The 13,841-nt window shown below is 71.7% G+C and carries 8 protein-coding genes; 6 read left to right on the forward strand and 2 right to left on the reverse strand.

Annotated elements, in window-relative coordinates; genetic code table 11:
- Positions 1-49: 49 nt before the first annotated feature.
- A complete protein-coding gene (locus tag ABTY04_RS05255) occupies positions 50-1,984 on the reverse strand; it encodes an ABC transporter ATP-binding protein (protein ID WP_352211959.1) in 1,935 nt (644 codons plus the stop codon).
- Positions 1,985-2,070: 86 nt separating this feature from the next.
- On the opposite strand from ABTY04_RS05255, the gene ABTY04_RS05260 reads away from it, so the two are divergent.
- From ABTY04_RS05260 to ABTY04_RS05275, 4 genes are all read left to right on the forward strand, one after another.
- On the forward strand, positions 2,071-2,571 hold the full coding sequence (locus ABTY04_RS05260; protein WP_352211960.1) for a MarR family winged helix-turn-helix transcriptional regulator: 501 nt from the start codon (positions 2,071-2,073) through the stop codon (positions 2,569-2,571).
- A gap of 27 nt (positions 2,572-2,598) precedes the next feature.
- Positions 2,599-5,535 carry an FAD-binding and (Fe-S)-binding domain-containing protein gene (locus tag ABTY04_RS05265; protein WP_352211961.1) on the forward strand — a complete coding sequence of 979 codons (2,937 nt, stop codon included), beginning with the start codon at positions 2,599-2,601 and terminating at the stop codon, positions 5,533-5,535.
- A gap of 134 nt (positions 5,536-5,669) precedes the next feature.
- The gene (locus ABTY04_RS05270; protein WP_352211962.1) at positions 5,670-7,514 is read left to right on the forward strand and encodes an ABC transporter transmembrane domain-containing protein; all 1,845 of its coding nucleotides are present in this window, start codon (positions 5,670-5,672) and stop codon (positions 7,512-7,514) included.
- Entirely contained in the window at positions 7,511-9,292 is a 1,782-nt protein-coding gene (locus tag ABTY04_RS05275; protein ID WP_352211963.1) for an ABC transporter ATP-binding protein, read from the forward strand. The genes ABTY04_RS05270 and ABTY04_RS05275 overlap by 4 nt, the downstream gene beginning before the upstream one ends.
- A gap of 98 nt (positions 9,293-9,390) precedes the next feature.
- Here ABTY04_RS05275 and ABTY04_RS05280 read toward each other — a convergent pair whose 3' ends face one another.
- On the reverse strand, positions 9,391-10,182 hold the full coding sequence (locus ABTY04_RS05280; protein WP_352211964.1) for a metal-dependent hydrolase: 792 nt from the start codon (positions 10,180-10,182) through the stop codon (positions 9,391-9,393).
- Between the two features lie 145 nt (positions 10,183-10,327).
- On the opposite strand from ABTY04_RS05280, the gene ABTY04_RS05285 reads away from it, so the two are divergent.
- Both ABTY04_RS05285 and ABTY04_RS05290 read left to right on the forward strand, forming a co-directional pair.
- Positions 10,328-12,850: a DEAD/DEAH box helicase gene (locus tag ABTY04_RS05285; RefSeq protein ID WP_352211965.1), complete on the forward strand. Its 2,523-nt coding sequence runs from the start codon at positions 10,328-10,330 to the stop codon at positions 12,848-12,850.
- Positions 12,851-12,929: 79 nt separating this feature from the next.
- Positions 12,930-13,832 carry an acyl-CoA thioesterase gene (locus tag ABTY04_RS05290; RefSeq protein WP_352211966.1) on the forward strand — a complete coding sequence of 301 codons (903 nt, stop codon included), beginning with the start codon at positions 12,930-12,932 and terminating at the stop codon, positions 13,830-13,832.
- The last annotated feature ends 9 nt before the right edge of the window (positions 13,833-13,841 follow it).

Raw genomic sequence — 13,841 nt, forward strand, 5'->3', positions numbered from 1 at the left:
CTGCGAAATGTCATATTTCCGGCATCACGCCCGCATATCTGTCATACGATCACACGTTTACCGGCGTGGGTTGCGCGGCTCCCCCGGCCGGCCCGGTCGGGTCGACCGGCCCGACCGCCGTGGCCGCCGACGCTTCCCGGACCATGCGGGCGGCGGCCGTCTCCGGCGTGAGCGCGGCTTCGCGGTCCCTGCGGACCAGGGCCGCGTACCGGCCGTCCGCCTCCAGCAGTTCCTCGTGCGTACCGCGCTCGGCGATGCGGCCCTTGTCCAGGACGACGATCTGGTCGGCGTCGCGGACGGTGGAGAGCCGGTGCGCGATGGTGATCGTGGTGCGCCCCTGGGACAGATTGTCGATGGCCCGTTGCACGGCATGCTCGGTGCGGGTGTCGAGGGCGCTGGTGGCCTCGTCGAGGATCAGCACCGGCGGATCGCGCAGGATGGTGCGAGCGATGGCGAGGCGCTGCTTCTCGCCTCCGGAGAAGCGGTAGCCGCGCTCGCCGACCAGGGTGTCGTACCCGTCGGGCAGGGACTCGATGTGCTCGTGGATCTGGGCCGCGCGGGCCGCCTCGGCGATCTCCTCGTCGGTGGCGTCGGGCTTGGCGAAGCGGAGGTTGTCGGCGACCGAGGCGTGGAAGAGGTAGGTCTCCTGGGAGACCACGCCTACGGAGCGGGCCAGCGAGTCGAAGTCGAGGTCGCGTACGTCCACCCCGTCGAGGGCGACCCGGCCGCCGGTCACGTCGTAGAGCCGGGGCACGAGGTAGCTCAGCGTGCTCTTGCCCGAACCGGTCGGGCCGACCACCGCGAGCGAGCCGCCGGCCGGGACGGTGATGTCGATCCCCGTCAGCGTGGGCCCGTGTTTGACGTCGTACGCGAAGTGCACGTCCTCCAGCCGGACCTCGCCCCGGGCCCGGTCCAGGCGCACCGCGTCCGCGCGCTCGGTGATGTCCACCGGCAGATCGAGGTACTCGAAGATCCGGGCGAACAGGGCGAGCGAGGTCTGGATCTGCACGCCGGTCGACAGCAGGCTCACGGCGGGCCGGAACAGGCCCTGCTGGAGCGAGACGAAGGCGACGAGAGTGCCGACCGAGAGCGAAGGGGCACCCGACTGGAGCGCGATGCCTGCGGCCCAGTAGATCAGCGCGGGCATGGCGGCCATGACGATGCCGATGGTGGACATCCGCCAGCGCCCTGCCATGCTGGAGCGCACTTCGAGGCCGACGAGCTTCTCGGACTCGTCGGAGAAGGACCGGGTCAGCGAGTCGGCGCGGCCCATCGTGCGGCCGAGCAGGATGCCGCTCACCGACAGCGACTCGGTGACCGTGGCGGCCATGGCGGCCATCTGCTTCTGCCGCTGAAGCGTGATCTTCTTGCGCTCGCGGCCGACCCTCCGGCTGATCCACACGAACACGGGCAGCAGGAGCAGCGAGACGAGGGTGAGCCGCCAGTCGAGCGCGAGCATCGCGACGATGGACGCGATCACGGCCGTCAGGTTGGAGACGAGCGAGGTCGCGGTCGAGGTGACCGTGGCCTGCATGCCGCCGATGTCGTTGGCGATGCGGGACTGCACCTCGCCCGTCCGGGTGCGGGTGAAGAAGGCCAGCGGCATCCGCTGGAGCTGGGCGTACACGGCGGTGCGCAGGTCGTGCATGACGCGCTGGCCGACGGTGGTGGAGATCAGGGTCTGGAGCACGCCGAAGACGCTGGTGACCACGGCCGTGAGGATCATGCCGAGGGCGAGCAGGCTGAGCAGCCCGGTACGCCCCTCGGGGATGGCGACGTCCAGGATCTCCTTCAGCAGGAACGGCGAGGCCACTCCGACCAGAGAGGAGGCGCAGACGAGCAGCCCCACGACGGCGAGGCGGCCGCGGTAGGGGCGGAACAGGCCCACGATCCGGCGCAGCTCACGCGGCTGCTCCGCGGGGGCGGGGCGGTTGGGGTCGAGTGCTTCTTTCGATGGGGTCCACTTCGGCTCTTCGGGGCGCATGGGCCTCCTTCTGACGAGACTCGAATGAGCATAGCTCATTGTTACCTATGCTCACAATGAATCTGGTCCTGGTACTGTTCCCCAGTATGAGGACCGCTTCCGAAACCGACAGCACGGACGGCGTGCTCGCCGAACAGCTGCTGCGGCTGACCCGCCGGCTCCACCGGATCCAGAAACGCCATCTGGAACCGCTCGGCATCACCCCCGCCCAGAGCCGGCTGCTGCGCCTCGTCTCGCACTACGACGGCGACCAGCCGCCCCGGATGGCGGACCTCGCCGCCCGCCTGGAAGTCGTGCCCCGCGCCGTGACCACGCTCGTCGACGGCCTGGAGGCCGCCGAGTGCGTGCGCCGCGCACCCGACCCTGCCAACCGGCGCGTCATACGGATCGAGCTCACCGAAACGGGCCGCGCCACGCTGCGCCGGCTGCGCAACGCGCGAACCGACGCGGCAGAGGAGATCCTGGCTCCGTTGACCGCCGGGCAGCGCGAGGTGCTCGGCGGCCTGCTGGACGCTCTGACGGACGCCCCGACGGAGCGCCGCTGCGGGGAAGGCCCCCCGAGACCGGGACAGGGCCCCTCGGACTAGGCCGAACGAGTAGGCAAGGGGTCGCGCATGCCGCTGCTGGAACCGAAGCCCGGCGCCCTGCGCCCGCACGGCATCGGCGGCCCCGCCCCCGACCGGGTCCCGGAGCACCGTGCCGCCGGCACCCCGGAGCCGCTGCGCACCGAGCTGACGGAGCTGCTGGGCGCCGGGAAGGTGCTGTGGAAGGTCTCCGACCTGGTCCGCTACGCCTCCGACGCCTCGCCGTACCGGTTCGTGCCGCAGGTGGTGGTGGTCGCCGAGGACATCGACGACGTCTCCGCGATCCTCTCCTACGCCCACGGCCGCGGGCGCGAGGTCGTCTTCCGCGCCGCCGGGACCTCGCTGAACGGCCAGGCCCAGGGCGAGGACATCCTGGTCGACGTCCGCCGCCACTGGGCCGGCGTCGAGGTGCTGGAGGAGGGCCGCCGCGCCCGGATCCGGCCCGGCACGACCGTGGCACGGGCCAATGCCGCACTCGCCCGCCACGGCCGCGTCCTCGGCCCCGATCCGGCGAGCGCCATCGCCTGCACCGTCGGCGGAGTCGTCGCCAACAACGCGTCCGGCATGACGGCGGGGACCACGAGGAACTCGTACCGCATGCTCTCCTCCCTCACGTTCGTGCTGCCCGGCGGCACCGTCGTGGACACCGCCGACCCGCTGGCGGACGAGGAGCTGGCACGCGCGGAACCGGCGCTGTGCCGCGGGCTGATGGAGATCAAGCAGGAGATCGAGGCCGACCCGGAGCTCGTCGCCCGGATCCGGGCCAAGTACGAGATCAAGAACACCACCGGCTACCGCCTCGACGCGTACCTGGACGGCACCACCCCCGTGGAGATCCTGCGCGGGCTGATGGTCGGCTCGGAGGGCACGCTCGGATTCATCGCCGAGGTCGTCTTCGACACCGTGGCGCTGGACCGCAAGCTGACCAGTGCCCTGCTGTTCTTTCCCTCGCTGCCCGCCGCGGCCGCCGCCGTACCGCTCTTCAACGAGGCGGGCGCCCTCGCCGTCGAGGTGATGGACGGCAACACCCTGCGGGCCTCGGTCAGCGTCGACGGCGTCCCCGCCGACTGGGCCGGGCTGCCGAAGGGCACGACCGCCCTGCTGGTGGAGTTCCGCGCCCCGGACGAGGCGGGCCGGGCGGAGTACGAGCGCCGCGCCGCCGAGGTGCTCGCCTCACTGGAGCTGGTGGCTCCGGTGGCCTCGGTCACCAACACCTTCACCCGGGACGCGAAGACGATCAACGGCTACTGGAAGGCCCGCAAGGCGTTCGTCACCGCCGTCGGCGGGGCTCGCGCCCCCGGTACCACCCTGATCACCGAGGACTTCGCCGTGCCGCCCTCCAGGCTGGCCGAGGCCTGCGAGGCGCTCCTCGCGCTCCAGGCGGAGCACGGCTTCGACGCGGCCGTCGCCGGCCACGCGGCCCACGGCAACCTGCATTTCCTGCTCGCCTTCGACGCCGCGAAGCCCGTGGACGTCGAACGGTACGGGGCCTTCATGGACGCCTTCTGCCGGCTCACGGTGGAGCGGTTCGACGGCTCGCTGAAGGCCGAGCACTCCACCGGCCGCAACATGGCCCCGTTCCTGGAACTGGAGTGGGGGCCCAGGGCCACCGAGATGATGTGGCGGACGAAGCGGGTCGTCGATCCGGACGGGCTGCTCGCCCCGCGCATCCTCCTCGACCGCGACCCGACGGCACATCTGCGCGGACTGAAGACGATCCCGCGCGTGGAGGCGGTGGCCGACCCGTGCATCGAGTGCGGCTTCTGCGAACCGGCCTGCCCCAGCGAGGACCTGACGACGACGCCTCGCCAGCGGATCGTGCTGCGCCGCGAGATGATGCGCCAGCAGCCCGGATCCCGCGTGCTGGACGGACTGCTCGAAGCCTACGGCTACGACGCCGTGGACACCTGCGCGGGCGACTCCACCTGCAAGCTGGCCTGTCCCGTCGGCATCGACACAGGAGCGCTGATGCGGGACTTCCGCCACCGCCGGCACGGCCCGCGCGAGGAGCGCGGCGCCGAGCTCGCGGCCCAGCGGTTCAAGGCCGTGGAGCGCGCCGCCCGGCTGGCCGTGGCAGCCGCAGACAAGATCACCGACCGGGTCGGCAACGGGCTGCTGGAGGCGGTCACCGGGGCCGCGCGCAGGGCCGTGCGCCCGGACCTGGTGCCGGAGTGGCTGCCGCAGATCCCCGGCGCGGCCGCCGGGAAGCTGCCCGGTACCCGGCGGGTGGGCGCGGCAGCCGTGTACTACCCGGCGTGCGTGAACCGCATCTTCGGCGGCCCCGGGGACCGGCCCGGGCCCTCCCTGCCCGAGGCCGTGGTGGCGGTGTCGGAGCGGGCCGGGAAACCGGTGTGGATCCCGGGCGACGTCACGGGCACCTGCTGCGCGACGATCTGGCACTCCAAGGGCTACGACGCCGGGAACCGCGTGATGGCCAACCGGATCGTCGAGGCCGCCTGGGGGTGGACCGCCGGCGGGCGGCTGCCGCTCGTGGTCGACGCCTCCTCGTGCACGCTGGGCATCGCGCACGAGGTGGTCCCGTACCTGACGGACGACAACCGGGCGCTGCATGCGGAGCTGAAGGTCGTCGACTCCGTCGTGTGGGCGGCGGACGAGCTGCTCCCGCACCTGGAGATCCGGCGCACGGTGGGCTCGGCCGTGCTCCATCCGACCTGCTCGATGCTCCACTTGGGCGACGAGCCGCAGCTGCGCGCCGTGGCCGAGGCCTGCGCGACGGAGGTGGTGGTCCCGGACGATGCGGGCTGCTGCGCCTTCGCGGGCGACCGGGGCATGCTGCACCCGGAGCTGACCGACTCGGCGACGGAGCGCGAGGCGGCGGAGGTGACGTCACGTGCCTTCGACGCGCACTTGTCGGCGAGCCGGATGTGTGAGGTGGGCATGGACCGGGCCACCGGCCGGAGTTACCGCTCGGCGCTGCTGGAACTTGAGTGGGCGAGCCGCCCTTGACCTGGCGGGACGTGGGCCGGCGGGCCGCAAACCCCGTCGCGTAAGGCTTTGGCCAACGCAAAATGGATTGCCCGGGACCGGTCCGGAAGGCGAACCTTTTTCGGTTTGAACCACTCGACCAGTCATGGGGCGTCATGCAGATCAGCGATCTTCCGTATCCGGATCCCGGGGTACCCGACGCCCGCTCCGGCCCGCGCTTCCTGTTGTGGCTGGGGCGCGGCCAACTCGGCGGACAGGTCAGGAGCCTGTGCTGGGGACTGGTGCACTTCTGCGGCATCGCCGGGCTGCCGTACGCGGTGGGTCTGGGTGTCGACGCGGTCGTACGGCGCGACGGCACCCGGCTGCTGCTGGTCGGCGCGCTGCTGGCACTGATCGGCATCGCCATCGCGGCCGGCGACGCAATGCTCCACCGAACCGCCGTCACCAACTGGATCACCGCTGCCGCGCGCGTGCAGCAGCTGCTCGCCCGCAAGACCGCCGAGCTGGGTTCCGCCCTGACCCGGCGGGTCGCGGCGGGCGAAGTGGTCGCGGTCTCCACGGGAGACGTCGAGAAGATCGGCTGGTTCGTCGAGGCGGCGTCCCGCTTCCTCGCCGCCGCCTTCGCCGTCGTGGCCATCTGCGTCGGCCTGCTGTTCTACGCGCCCTCGATCGGTGTGGTCGTCGCGATCGGCGTCCCGGTGCTCGCCCTGTCCGTACTGCCGCTGCTGCCGCGCGCCACCCGGCGCGCCGACATCCAGCGCGAGAAGGCCGGGAAGGCCACCGAACTGGCCTCCGACACCGTGGCGGGCCTGCGCGTGCTGCGCGGCATCGGCGGCGAGGAGCTGTTCTTGGGCCGCTACCGCGAGGCCTCGCAGGAGGTCCGCAAGGCGGCCGTGCGCAGCGCCCGGATGTGGGCGCTGATCTCCGCGATCCAGGTGCTGCTCCCGGGCGCCCTGCTGATCACCGTGGTCTGGTACGGCTCCGTGCTCGTGCTGGACGACCGGCTGGCGGTGGGTGAACTCGTCGCCGCGTTCAGCGCGGTGGCCACGATGCTCTACCCGCTTCGGCACTTCGAGGAGATCGCCATGGCGTACTCCTTCTCCCGGCCCTCCGCCCAGCGGGCCGCCCGGGTGCTGTCGCTGACGCGTACCGAAGCCCCGGTGCCGGCGGCGCCCGCCACCGGGACGGCGCAGGTCGCGGCTCCGGCGCCGGGCGGGGACCTGTACGACCCCGCGACGGGGCTGCTGGCCCCGGCGGGCCGGTTCACCGCCGTGGTGTGCGGGGACCCGGACCTGGCGGGCAGGCTCGCCGAGCGCCTCGGCGGTCATCCGGCGGACGACGGCCCGCCTGCCGCGCGGGTCTCGGTGCTGCTGGGCGGGGTCGCGCTGGACGAACTCGCACTGGACACCGCGCGCACGCTGGTCCTCGTACAGGACAAGGACCCGGTGCTGCTGTCCGGAACCCTGCGCGAGCTGTTCGCCGTACCGGCGTCCGGAGCCGTCGGGCCCGGGACGGCGCTGGCCGCCGCCCAGTGCGGGGACGTCCTGGACGCGCTGCTCCAGTCGGCGCCGGACGGGGTGGACGACCCCATGGACGCGCGGATCACCGAGCGCGGCCGGTCCCTGTCCGGCGGGCAGCGCCAGAGGCTCGCTCTGGCGCGGTCCCTGGCCACCGACCCGGAGGTGCTGGTGCTGGACGAGCCGACCTCGGCGGTCGACTCGCACACCGAGGCCCGCATCGCGGACGGGATCACCGCTCTGCGCTCCGGGCGCACGACGGTGGTGCTCGCCTCCTCGCCGCTGCTCCTGGACCGTGCCGACCGGGTGGTCCTGATCCACGAGGGCGCCGTCGCCGCGACCGGAACGCACCGCGAACTGCTGCACGGCGAACCGCTGTACCGGGCGGTCGTCACCCGGGAGACGGACGAGGAGCAGCGGGTGGCACGCATGGAACTGACCCGGATGGAAGAAGCACTCACAGAGATCGAGGAATCCGCATGATCGGCGTGGCGCCGCCGCAATACGATCCGGCGGCCCCCGAATCGGCCGCCACCCTGCCCGTGGGCTCGACGGCAACCGTACGGGGCTATGTCCGTGGCCTGCTGCGGCGGCACCGGCGGGCCTTCGTGGTGCTGGTGACGGTCAACGCGGCCGCGGTGCTCGCGTCCATGGTCGGCCCCTACCTGCTGGGCCGGGTCGTGGACCAGCTGGCGGCGGGGGCGCGCGAGCTCCACCTGGGGCGCGTGGCCCTGCTGTTCGCGCTGGCCCTGGTGGTCCAGACGTTCTTCGTCCGGCTGGTCAGACTGCGCGGCGCGATGCTCGGCGAGGAGATGCTGGCCGATCTGCGCGAGGACTTCCTGGTGCGGTCCGTGGGCCTGCCGCCGGGTGTGCTGGAGCGGGCCGGCACCGGTGACCTGCTGTCGCGGATCACCACCGACATCGACCGGCTGGCCAACGCGATGCGCGAGGCTGTGCCGCAGCTGGCGATCGGCGTGGTCTGGGTCGGGCTGCTCTTCGGGGCGCTCACGGTGACCGCACCGCCGCTGGCCCTTGCCGCGCTGGTGGCGCTGCCGGTGCTCGTGATCGGCTGCCGCTGGTACTTCCGGCGGGCCCCCTCCGCATACCGGTCGGAGGCGGCCGGGTACGCGGCGGTCGCGGCCGCGCTCACCGAGACGGTGGACGCCGGCCGCACCGTCGAGGCACACCGCCTCGGGCCGGGCCGGATCGCCCTGTCGGAGCGGCGGATCAAGGAGTGGACGGCCTGGGAGCGGTACACCCTGTACCTGCGGACGGTCCTCTTCCCCGTCGTCAACGTCACCTACGTGACGATCCTCGGCTCCGTGCTGCTGATCGGCGGCTACTGCGTGCTCCGGGACTGGATGTCGGTGGGGCAACTGACCACGGGGGCTCTGCTGGCGCAGATGATGGTCGATCCGATCGGCCTGATCCTGCGCTGGTACGACGAGCTGCAGGTCGCCCAGGTCTCTCTCGCCCGCCTCGTGGGCGTACGGGAGATCGAGCCGGACGCGGGCGACGCGGCCGTCTCCCCGGCGGGGCGGGACGTCCGGGCCGACGAGGTCCGCTTCGGCTACCGGGAAGGGGTGGACGTGCTGCACCGGGTGTCCATGGCCGTGCCTCCGGGTACCCGGATGGCGCTGGTCGGCCCCTCCGGAGCGGGCAAGTCCACGCTGGGCCGGCTGCTCGCGGGCATCTACGCGCCGAGGACCGGCGAGGTGACCCTCGGCGGGGCGCAGCTGTCGCGGATGCGCGCGGAGCGGGTGCGCGAGCACGTGGCACTGGTCAACCAGGAGCACCATGTGTTCGCGGGCTCGCTGCGGGACAACCTCCGGCTGGCGCGCACGGGGGCCGGTGACACCGAGCTGTGGGCGGCGCTGGGCGCGGTGGACGCGGAGGGCTGGGCCCGGGCCCTGGAGGCCGGTCTGGACACCGAGGTGGGTTCGGGCGGTACGGCGCTGACCCCGGCGCAGGCGCAGCAGATCGCGCTGGCCCGGCTGGTGCTGGCCGATCCGCACACGCTGGTGCTGGACGAGGCCACCTCGCTGCTGGACCCGCGTGCCGCACGGCATTTGGAGCGTTCGCTGGCCCGGGTGCTGGACGGCCGCACGGTCATCGCGATCGCCCACCGGCTGCACACCGCGCACGACGCGGACGTGATCGCCGTGGTCGAGGGCGGCCGGATCAGCGAACTGGGCTCGCACGACGAGCTGGTCGCAGCGGACGGTGCCTATGCGGCCCTGTGGCGCTCCTGGCACGGCTGACCCGCCGCGCCCCGTACCGCGCCCTGTCGTTCGAGGCCCCGGTCCCCGCTGCTGCGCGGAGACCGGGGCCTTTGCGCTGAACGGGCCGACTGAACGGACTAGATGAATCCGAGCGCGGAAGCTCCCCCTATGCCGCCGAGCAGCATGAACACGGGCATGAGGACCTTGAGCTCCACCCAGCTGCCGGCCCGGAAGCGCATCCCCTTGGGCGGGCCGATGGGGTACCAGCGCTTCCCTGCGATCGGGAGGGGCCACAGGATGGGGCAGCCGGAGACGGTGAGCGCGTCGCCGATGTCGTGGACGAGGGCGCCGAGCAGGATCGGCAGGCCGAGCCAGAGGTATTCCTGGCCGGGGCCGGTGAACAGCCATCCGGCCCCGTTGCCGGGCTGGTCGAGGACACCGGCCAGGATCCAGGCGCTCGTGGCGCCGAGCAGCCAGACGAGGACGTCGCTGGACATCCGGGCGGCCCGCCACAGGAGGCCCTCCACGGCCAGGACCAGGTGGACGAAGAGCAGGACGAGCACGCCCCAGCGGTCGGCGGTGACCGCCAGCGCGGAGGAGCCGGCGCCGATCAGGACGGCCCACAGCCAGGTGTGCGTCAGGGTGCGGTGGCCGCCGCTGCGACGGGCGTCCTTCGGGGCCCGGGTGGCCTTGTAGACGGCGTAGGAGATCTTGTCGACCACCTCGCACAGGCCCCGGGAGAGCGGGCCGAAGGCGCGGGAGATCGTCGCCGACTTGTGGTCCAGGTCGGGGGCGAGGGCGGCGCCGGCGCAGATGAGCGCGCCGACGACGAGAACCGGCCAGGGCATCGGGTGTCCGGCGGCCGCGGCCGCCGCACCCACCCCCAGCCAGGCTGCCGCCCCGGACAATGAGTGCGCCGGACCCATCATGGTCGTTACCCGCCCCAGTCGTGTGGTGGTCGGGCCCTGTTGACGGATTCGTTCGGGCCCGGTCGACGGCACAGCGTACCGTCGGTGATCTTCGATGCGTCCGCCGGTTCCCTCTTCGGGCGGGAAGCCAGGCAAGATGGGGGGTGTGACCCTCATTGATCAGCTCCCGCCGAACGCCGACCCCGACGCCCTCTTCGAGGCTTTCTCCTCGTGGGCGGAGGATCAGGGCATCACCCTGTACCCGGCGCAGGAAGAGGCACTCATCGAGGTCGTCTCCGGGGCGAATGTGATCTTGTCCACCCCGACCGGCTCCGGAAAGAGCCTCGTCGCCGCGGGCGCGCACTTCACGGCGCTCGCCCAGGACAAGGTGACCTTCTACACCGCTCCGATCAAGGCGCTGGTGTCGGAGAAGTTCTTCGACCTGTGCAAGCTCTTCGGCACCGAGAACGTCGGCATGCTGACCGGCGACGCCTCCGTGAACGCGGACGCCCCGGTGATCTGCTGCACCGCCGAGGTACTGGCCTCGATCGCCCTGCGTGACGGCAAGTACGCCGACATCGGCCAGGTCGTCATGGACGAGTTCCACTTCTATGCCGAGCCGGACCGCGGCTGGGCGTGGCAGATCCCGCTGCTGGAGCTCCCGCAGGCTCAGTTCGTCCTGATGTCGGCGACCCTCGGCGACGTGAAGCGGTTCGAGGAGGACCTGACCCGGCGCACCGGCCGGCCGACCTCGGTGGTCCGCTCCGCGACCCGCCCCGTGCCCCTGTCGTACGAGTACGTCACCACGCCGATCACCGACACGATCACCGAGCTGCTGGAGACCCGGCAGGCCCCCGTCTACATCGTGCACTTCACCCAGGCCCAGGCGGTCGAGCGGGCGCAGTCGCTGATGAGCATCAACATGTGCACCCGTGAGGAGAAGGACAAGATCGCCGATCTGATCGGCAACTTCCGCTTCACCACCAAGTTCGGCCAGAACCTCTCGCGCTACGTCCGGCACGGCATCGGCGTCCACCACGCCGGCATGCTGCCCAAGTACCGGCGCCTGGTCGAAAAGCTGGCCCAGGCCGGCCTGCTGAAGGTGATCTGCGGGACCGACACCCTCGGTGTCGGCGTCAACGTCCCCATCCGCACGGTGCTGTTCACCGCGCTCACCAAGTACGACGGCAACCGGGTCCGCACCCTGCGCGCCCGCGAGTTCCACCAGATCGCCGGCCGTGCGGGCCGGGCCGGCTTCGACACGGCGGGCTATGTGGTCGCCCAGGCGCCCGAGCACGTCATCGAGAACGAGAAGGCCCTCGCGAAGGCCGGCGACGACCCGAAGAAGCGCCGCAAGGTGGTGCGCAAGAAGGCTCCCGAGGGCTTCGTCGCCTGGTCGGACACCACTTTCGAGAAGCTTATCGCCGCCGACCCGGAGCCGCTCACCTCCCGGTTCAAGGTCACGAACATCATGCTGCTGTCGGTCATCGCCCGTCCGGGCGATGCCTTCCAGGCGATGCGCCACCTCCTGGAGGACAACCACGAGCCGCGCAAGGCCCAGCTGCGGCACATCCGCCGGGCCATCGCGATCTACCGCTCGCTGCTCGACGGCGGCGTGGTCGAGAAGCTCGACACCCCGGACGCGGAGGGCCGCACCATCCGGCTCACCGTCGACCTCCAGCAGGACTTCGCGCTCAACCAGCCGCTGTCCACCTTCGCTCTGGCCTCCTTCGACCTGCTGGACCCGGACTCGCCGTCCTACGCGCTGGACATGGTCTCCGTCGTCGAGTCCACCCTGGACGACCCGCGCCAGATCCTGGCTGCCCAGCAGAACAAGGAACGCGGCATCGCCGTGGGCGCGATGAAGGCCGACGGGATCGAGTACGAGGAGCGGATGGAGCGTCTTCAGGACGTCACCTATCCCAAGCCGCTGGAAGAGCTCCTCTTCCACGCCTACGACGTGTACCGCAAGAGCCACCCGTGGGTCGGCGACCACCCCGTCTCCCCGAAGTCGATCATCCGCGACATGTACGAGCGCGCGATGACCTTCACCGAGTTCACCTCCTTCTACGAGCTCGCCCGCACCGAGGGCATCGTGCTGCGCTATCTGGCGAGCGCGTACAAGGCGCTGGACCACACCATTCCCGACGACCTCAAGTCCGAGGACCTCCAGGACCTCATCGCCTGGCTGGGCGAGCTCGTCCGCCAGGTCGACTCCAGCCTGCTCGACGAGTGGGAGCAGCTGGCGAATCCGGAGGTGGAGACGGCGGAGCAGGCCCAGGAGAAGGCCGACCAGGTCAAGCCGGTCACGGCGAACGCCCGCGCCTTCCGCGTCCTGGTCCGCAACGCCATGTTCCGCCGGGTGGAGCTCGCCGCGCTGGACCACATCGAGGAGCTGGGCGAGCTGGACGCCGAGTCCGGCTGGGACGCCGATGCCTGGGGCGAGGCCATGGACGCGTACTGGGACGAGTACGACGACCTGGGCACCGGCCCCGACGCCCGCGGCCCGAAGCTGCTCCAGATCGAGGAGGACCAGGCGCACGGCCTGTGGCGCGTCCGCCAGACCTTCGCGGACCCGAACGGCGACCATGGCTGGGGAATCAGCGCCGAGGTCGACCTCGCGGCCTCCGACGAGGAGGGCCGTGCGATCATCCGGCTGACCTCGGTCGGCGAGCTCGGCGTGCTCTGATCTCCCCCGGACTCCGTCCGGGGGGACCCCCGACCCGCAAGCGACCGGCCCCGCCGGACCCGACAGTGGAGAACCTCTGATGACGAATCCGGCCGAGAGACTGGTCGATCTGCTCGACCTGGAGCAGATCGAGGTCAACATCTTCCGCGGCGCCAGCCCGCAGGAGTCCCTCCAGCGGGTCTTCGGCGGGCAGGTCGCCGGCCAGGCGCTGGTGGCCGCGGGCCGCACCACCGAGAGCGACCGCCCGGTCCACTCGCTGCACGCGTACTTCCTGCGCCCCGGCATCCCCGGGGTGCCGATCGTGTACCAGGTGGAGCGGGTGCGCGACGGGCGGTCCTTCACCACGCGCCGCGTCACCGCGGTCCAGCAAGGCAAGACGATCTTCAATCTCACCGCCTCCTTCCACCATCCGGAGGAGGGCAGCATCGAACACCAGCTGCCTCCCCGGCTCGATTTCCCCCACCCGGACACCCTGCCGAAGGTCGCGGACGAGATTCGCGAGCACTTGGGCGCGCTGCCCGAGGCGCTGGAGCGGATGGCCCGCCGCCAGCCGTTCGACATCCGGTACACGGACCGGCTCCGCTGGACTCCCGAGGAGCTCAAGGACGCCGATCCGCGCAGCGCGGTGTGGATGCGCGCGGTCGGCCCGCTGGGCGACGACCCGCTGGTGCACACCTGCGCCCTCACTTACGCCAGTGACATGACCCTCCTCGATGCCGTGCGCATCCCCGTGGAGCCCCTCTGGGGCATGCGCGGTTTCGACATGGCCTCGCTCGACCACGCCATGTGGTTCCACCGTCCGTTCCGCGCGGACAAGTGGTTCCTGTACGACCAGGAGTCCCCCATCGCGCACGGCGGCCGGGGCCTGGCCCGAGGCCGCATCTACGACGTGGAGGGCAGGCTGCTGGTCTCCGTCGTCCAGGAGGGCCTCTTCCGCCCGTACGCCGACAAGGCGGGCAAGCCGCCCGTGTCACCCCAATAGCCCGTCCCG

The sequence above is a fragment of the Streptomyces sp. NPDC097981 genome (assembly GCF_040302565.1).
Lineage (GTDB): Bacteria > Actinomycetota > Actinomycetes > Streptomycetales > Streptomycetaceae > Streptomyces.

Excerpts from the sequence above, each read along its gene's own strand:
- ABTY04_RS05255 (WP_352211959.1), bottom strand. The coding sequence starts at position 1,984 with ATGCGCCCCGAAGAGCCGAAGTGGACCCCATCGAAAGAAGCACTCGAC.
- ABTY04_RS05260 (WP_352211960.1), top strand. The coding sequence starts at position 2,071 with ATGAGGACCGCTTCCGAAACCGACAGCACGGACGGCGTGCTCGCCGAA.
- ABTY04_RS05265 (WP_352211961.1), top strand. The coding sequence starts at position 2,599 with ATGCCGCTGCTGGAACCGAAGCCCGGCGCCCTGCGCCCGCACGGCATC.
- ABTY04_RS05270 (WP_352211962.1), top strand. The coding sequence starts at position 5,670 with ATGCAGATCAGCGATCTTCCGTATCCGGATCCCGGGGTACCCGACGCC.
- ABTY04_RS05275 (WP_352211963.1), top strand. The coding sequence starts at position 7,511 with ATGATCGGCGTGGCGCCGCCGCAATACGATCCGGCGGCCCCCGAATCG.
- ABTY04_RS05280 (WP_352211964.1), bottom strand. The coding sequence starts at position 10,182 with ATGATGGGTCCGGCGCACTCATTGTCCGGGGCGGCAGCCTGGCTGGGG.
- ABTY04_RS05290 (WP_352211966.1), top strand. The coding sequence starts at position 12,930 with ATGACGAATCCGGCCGAGAGACTGGTCGATCTGCTCGACCTGGAGCAG.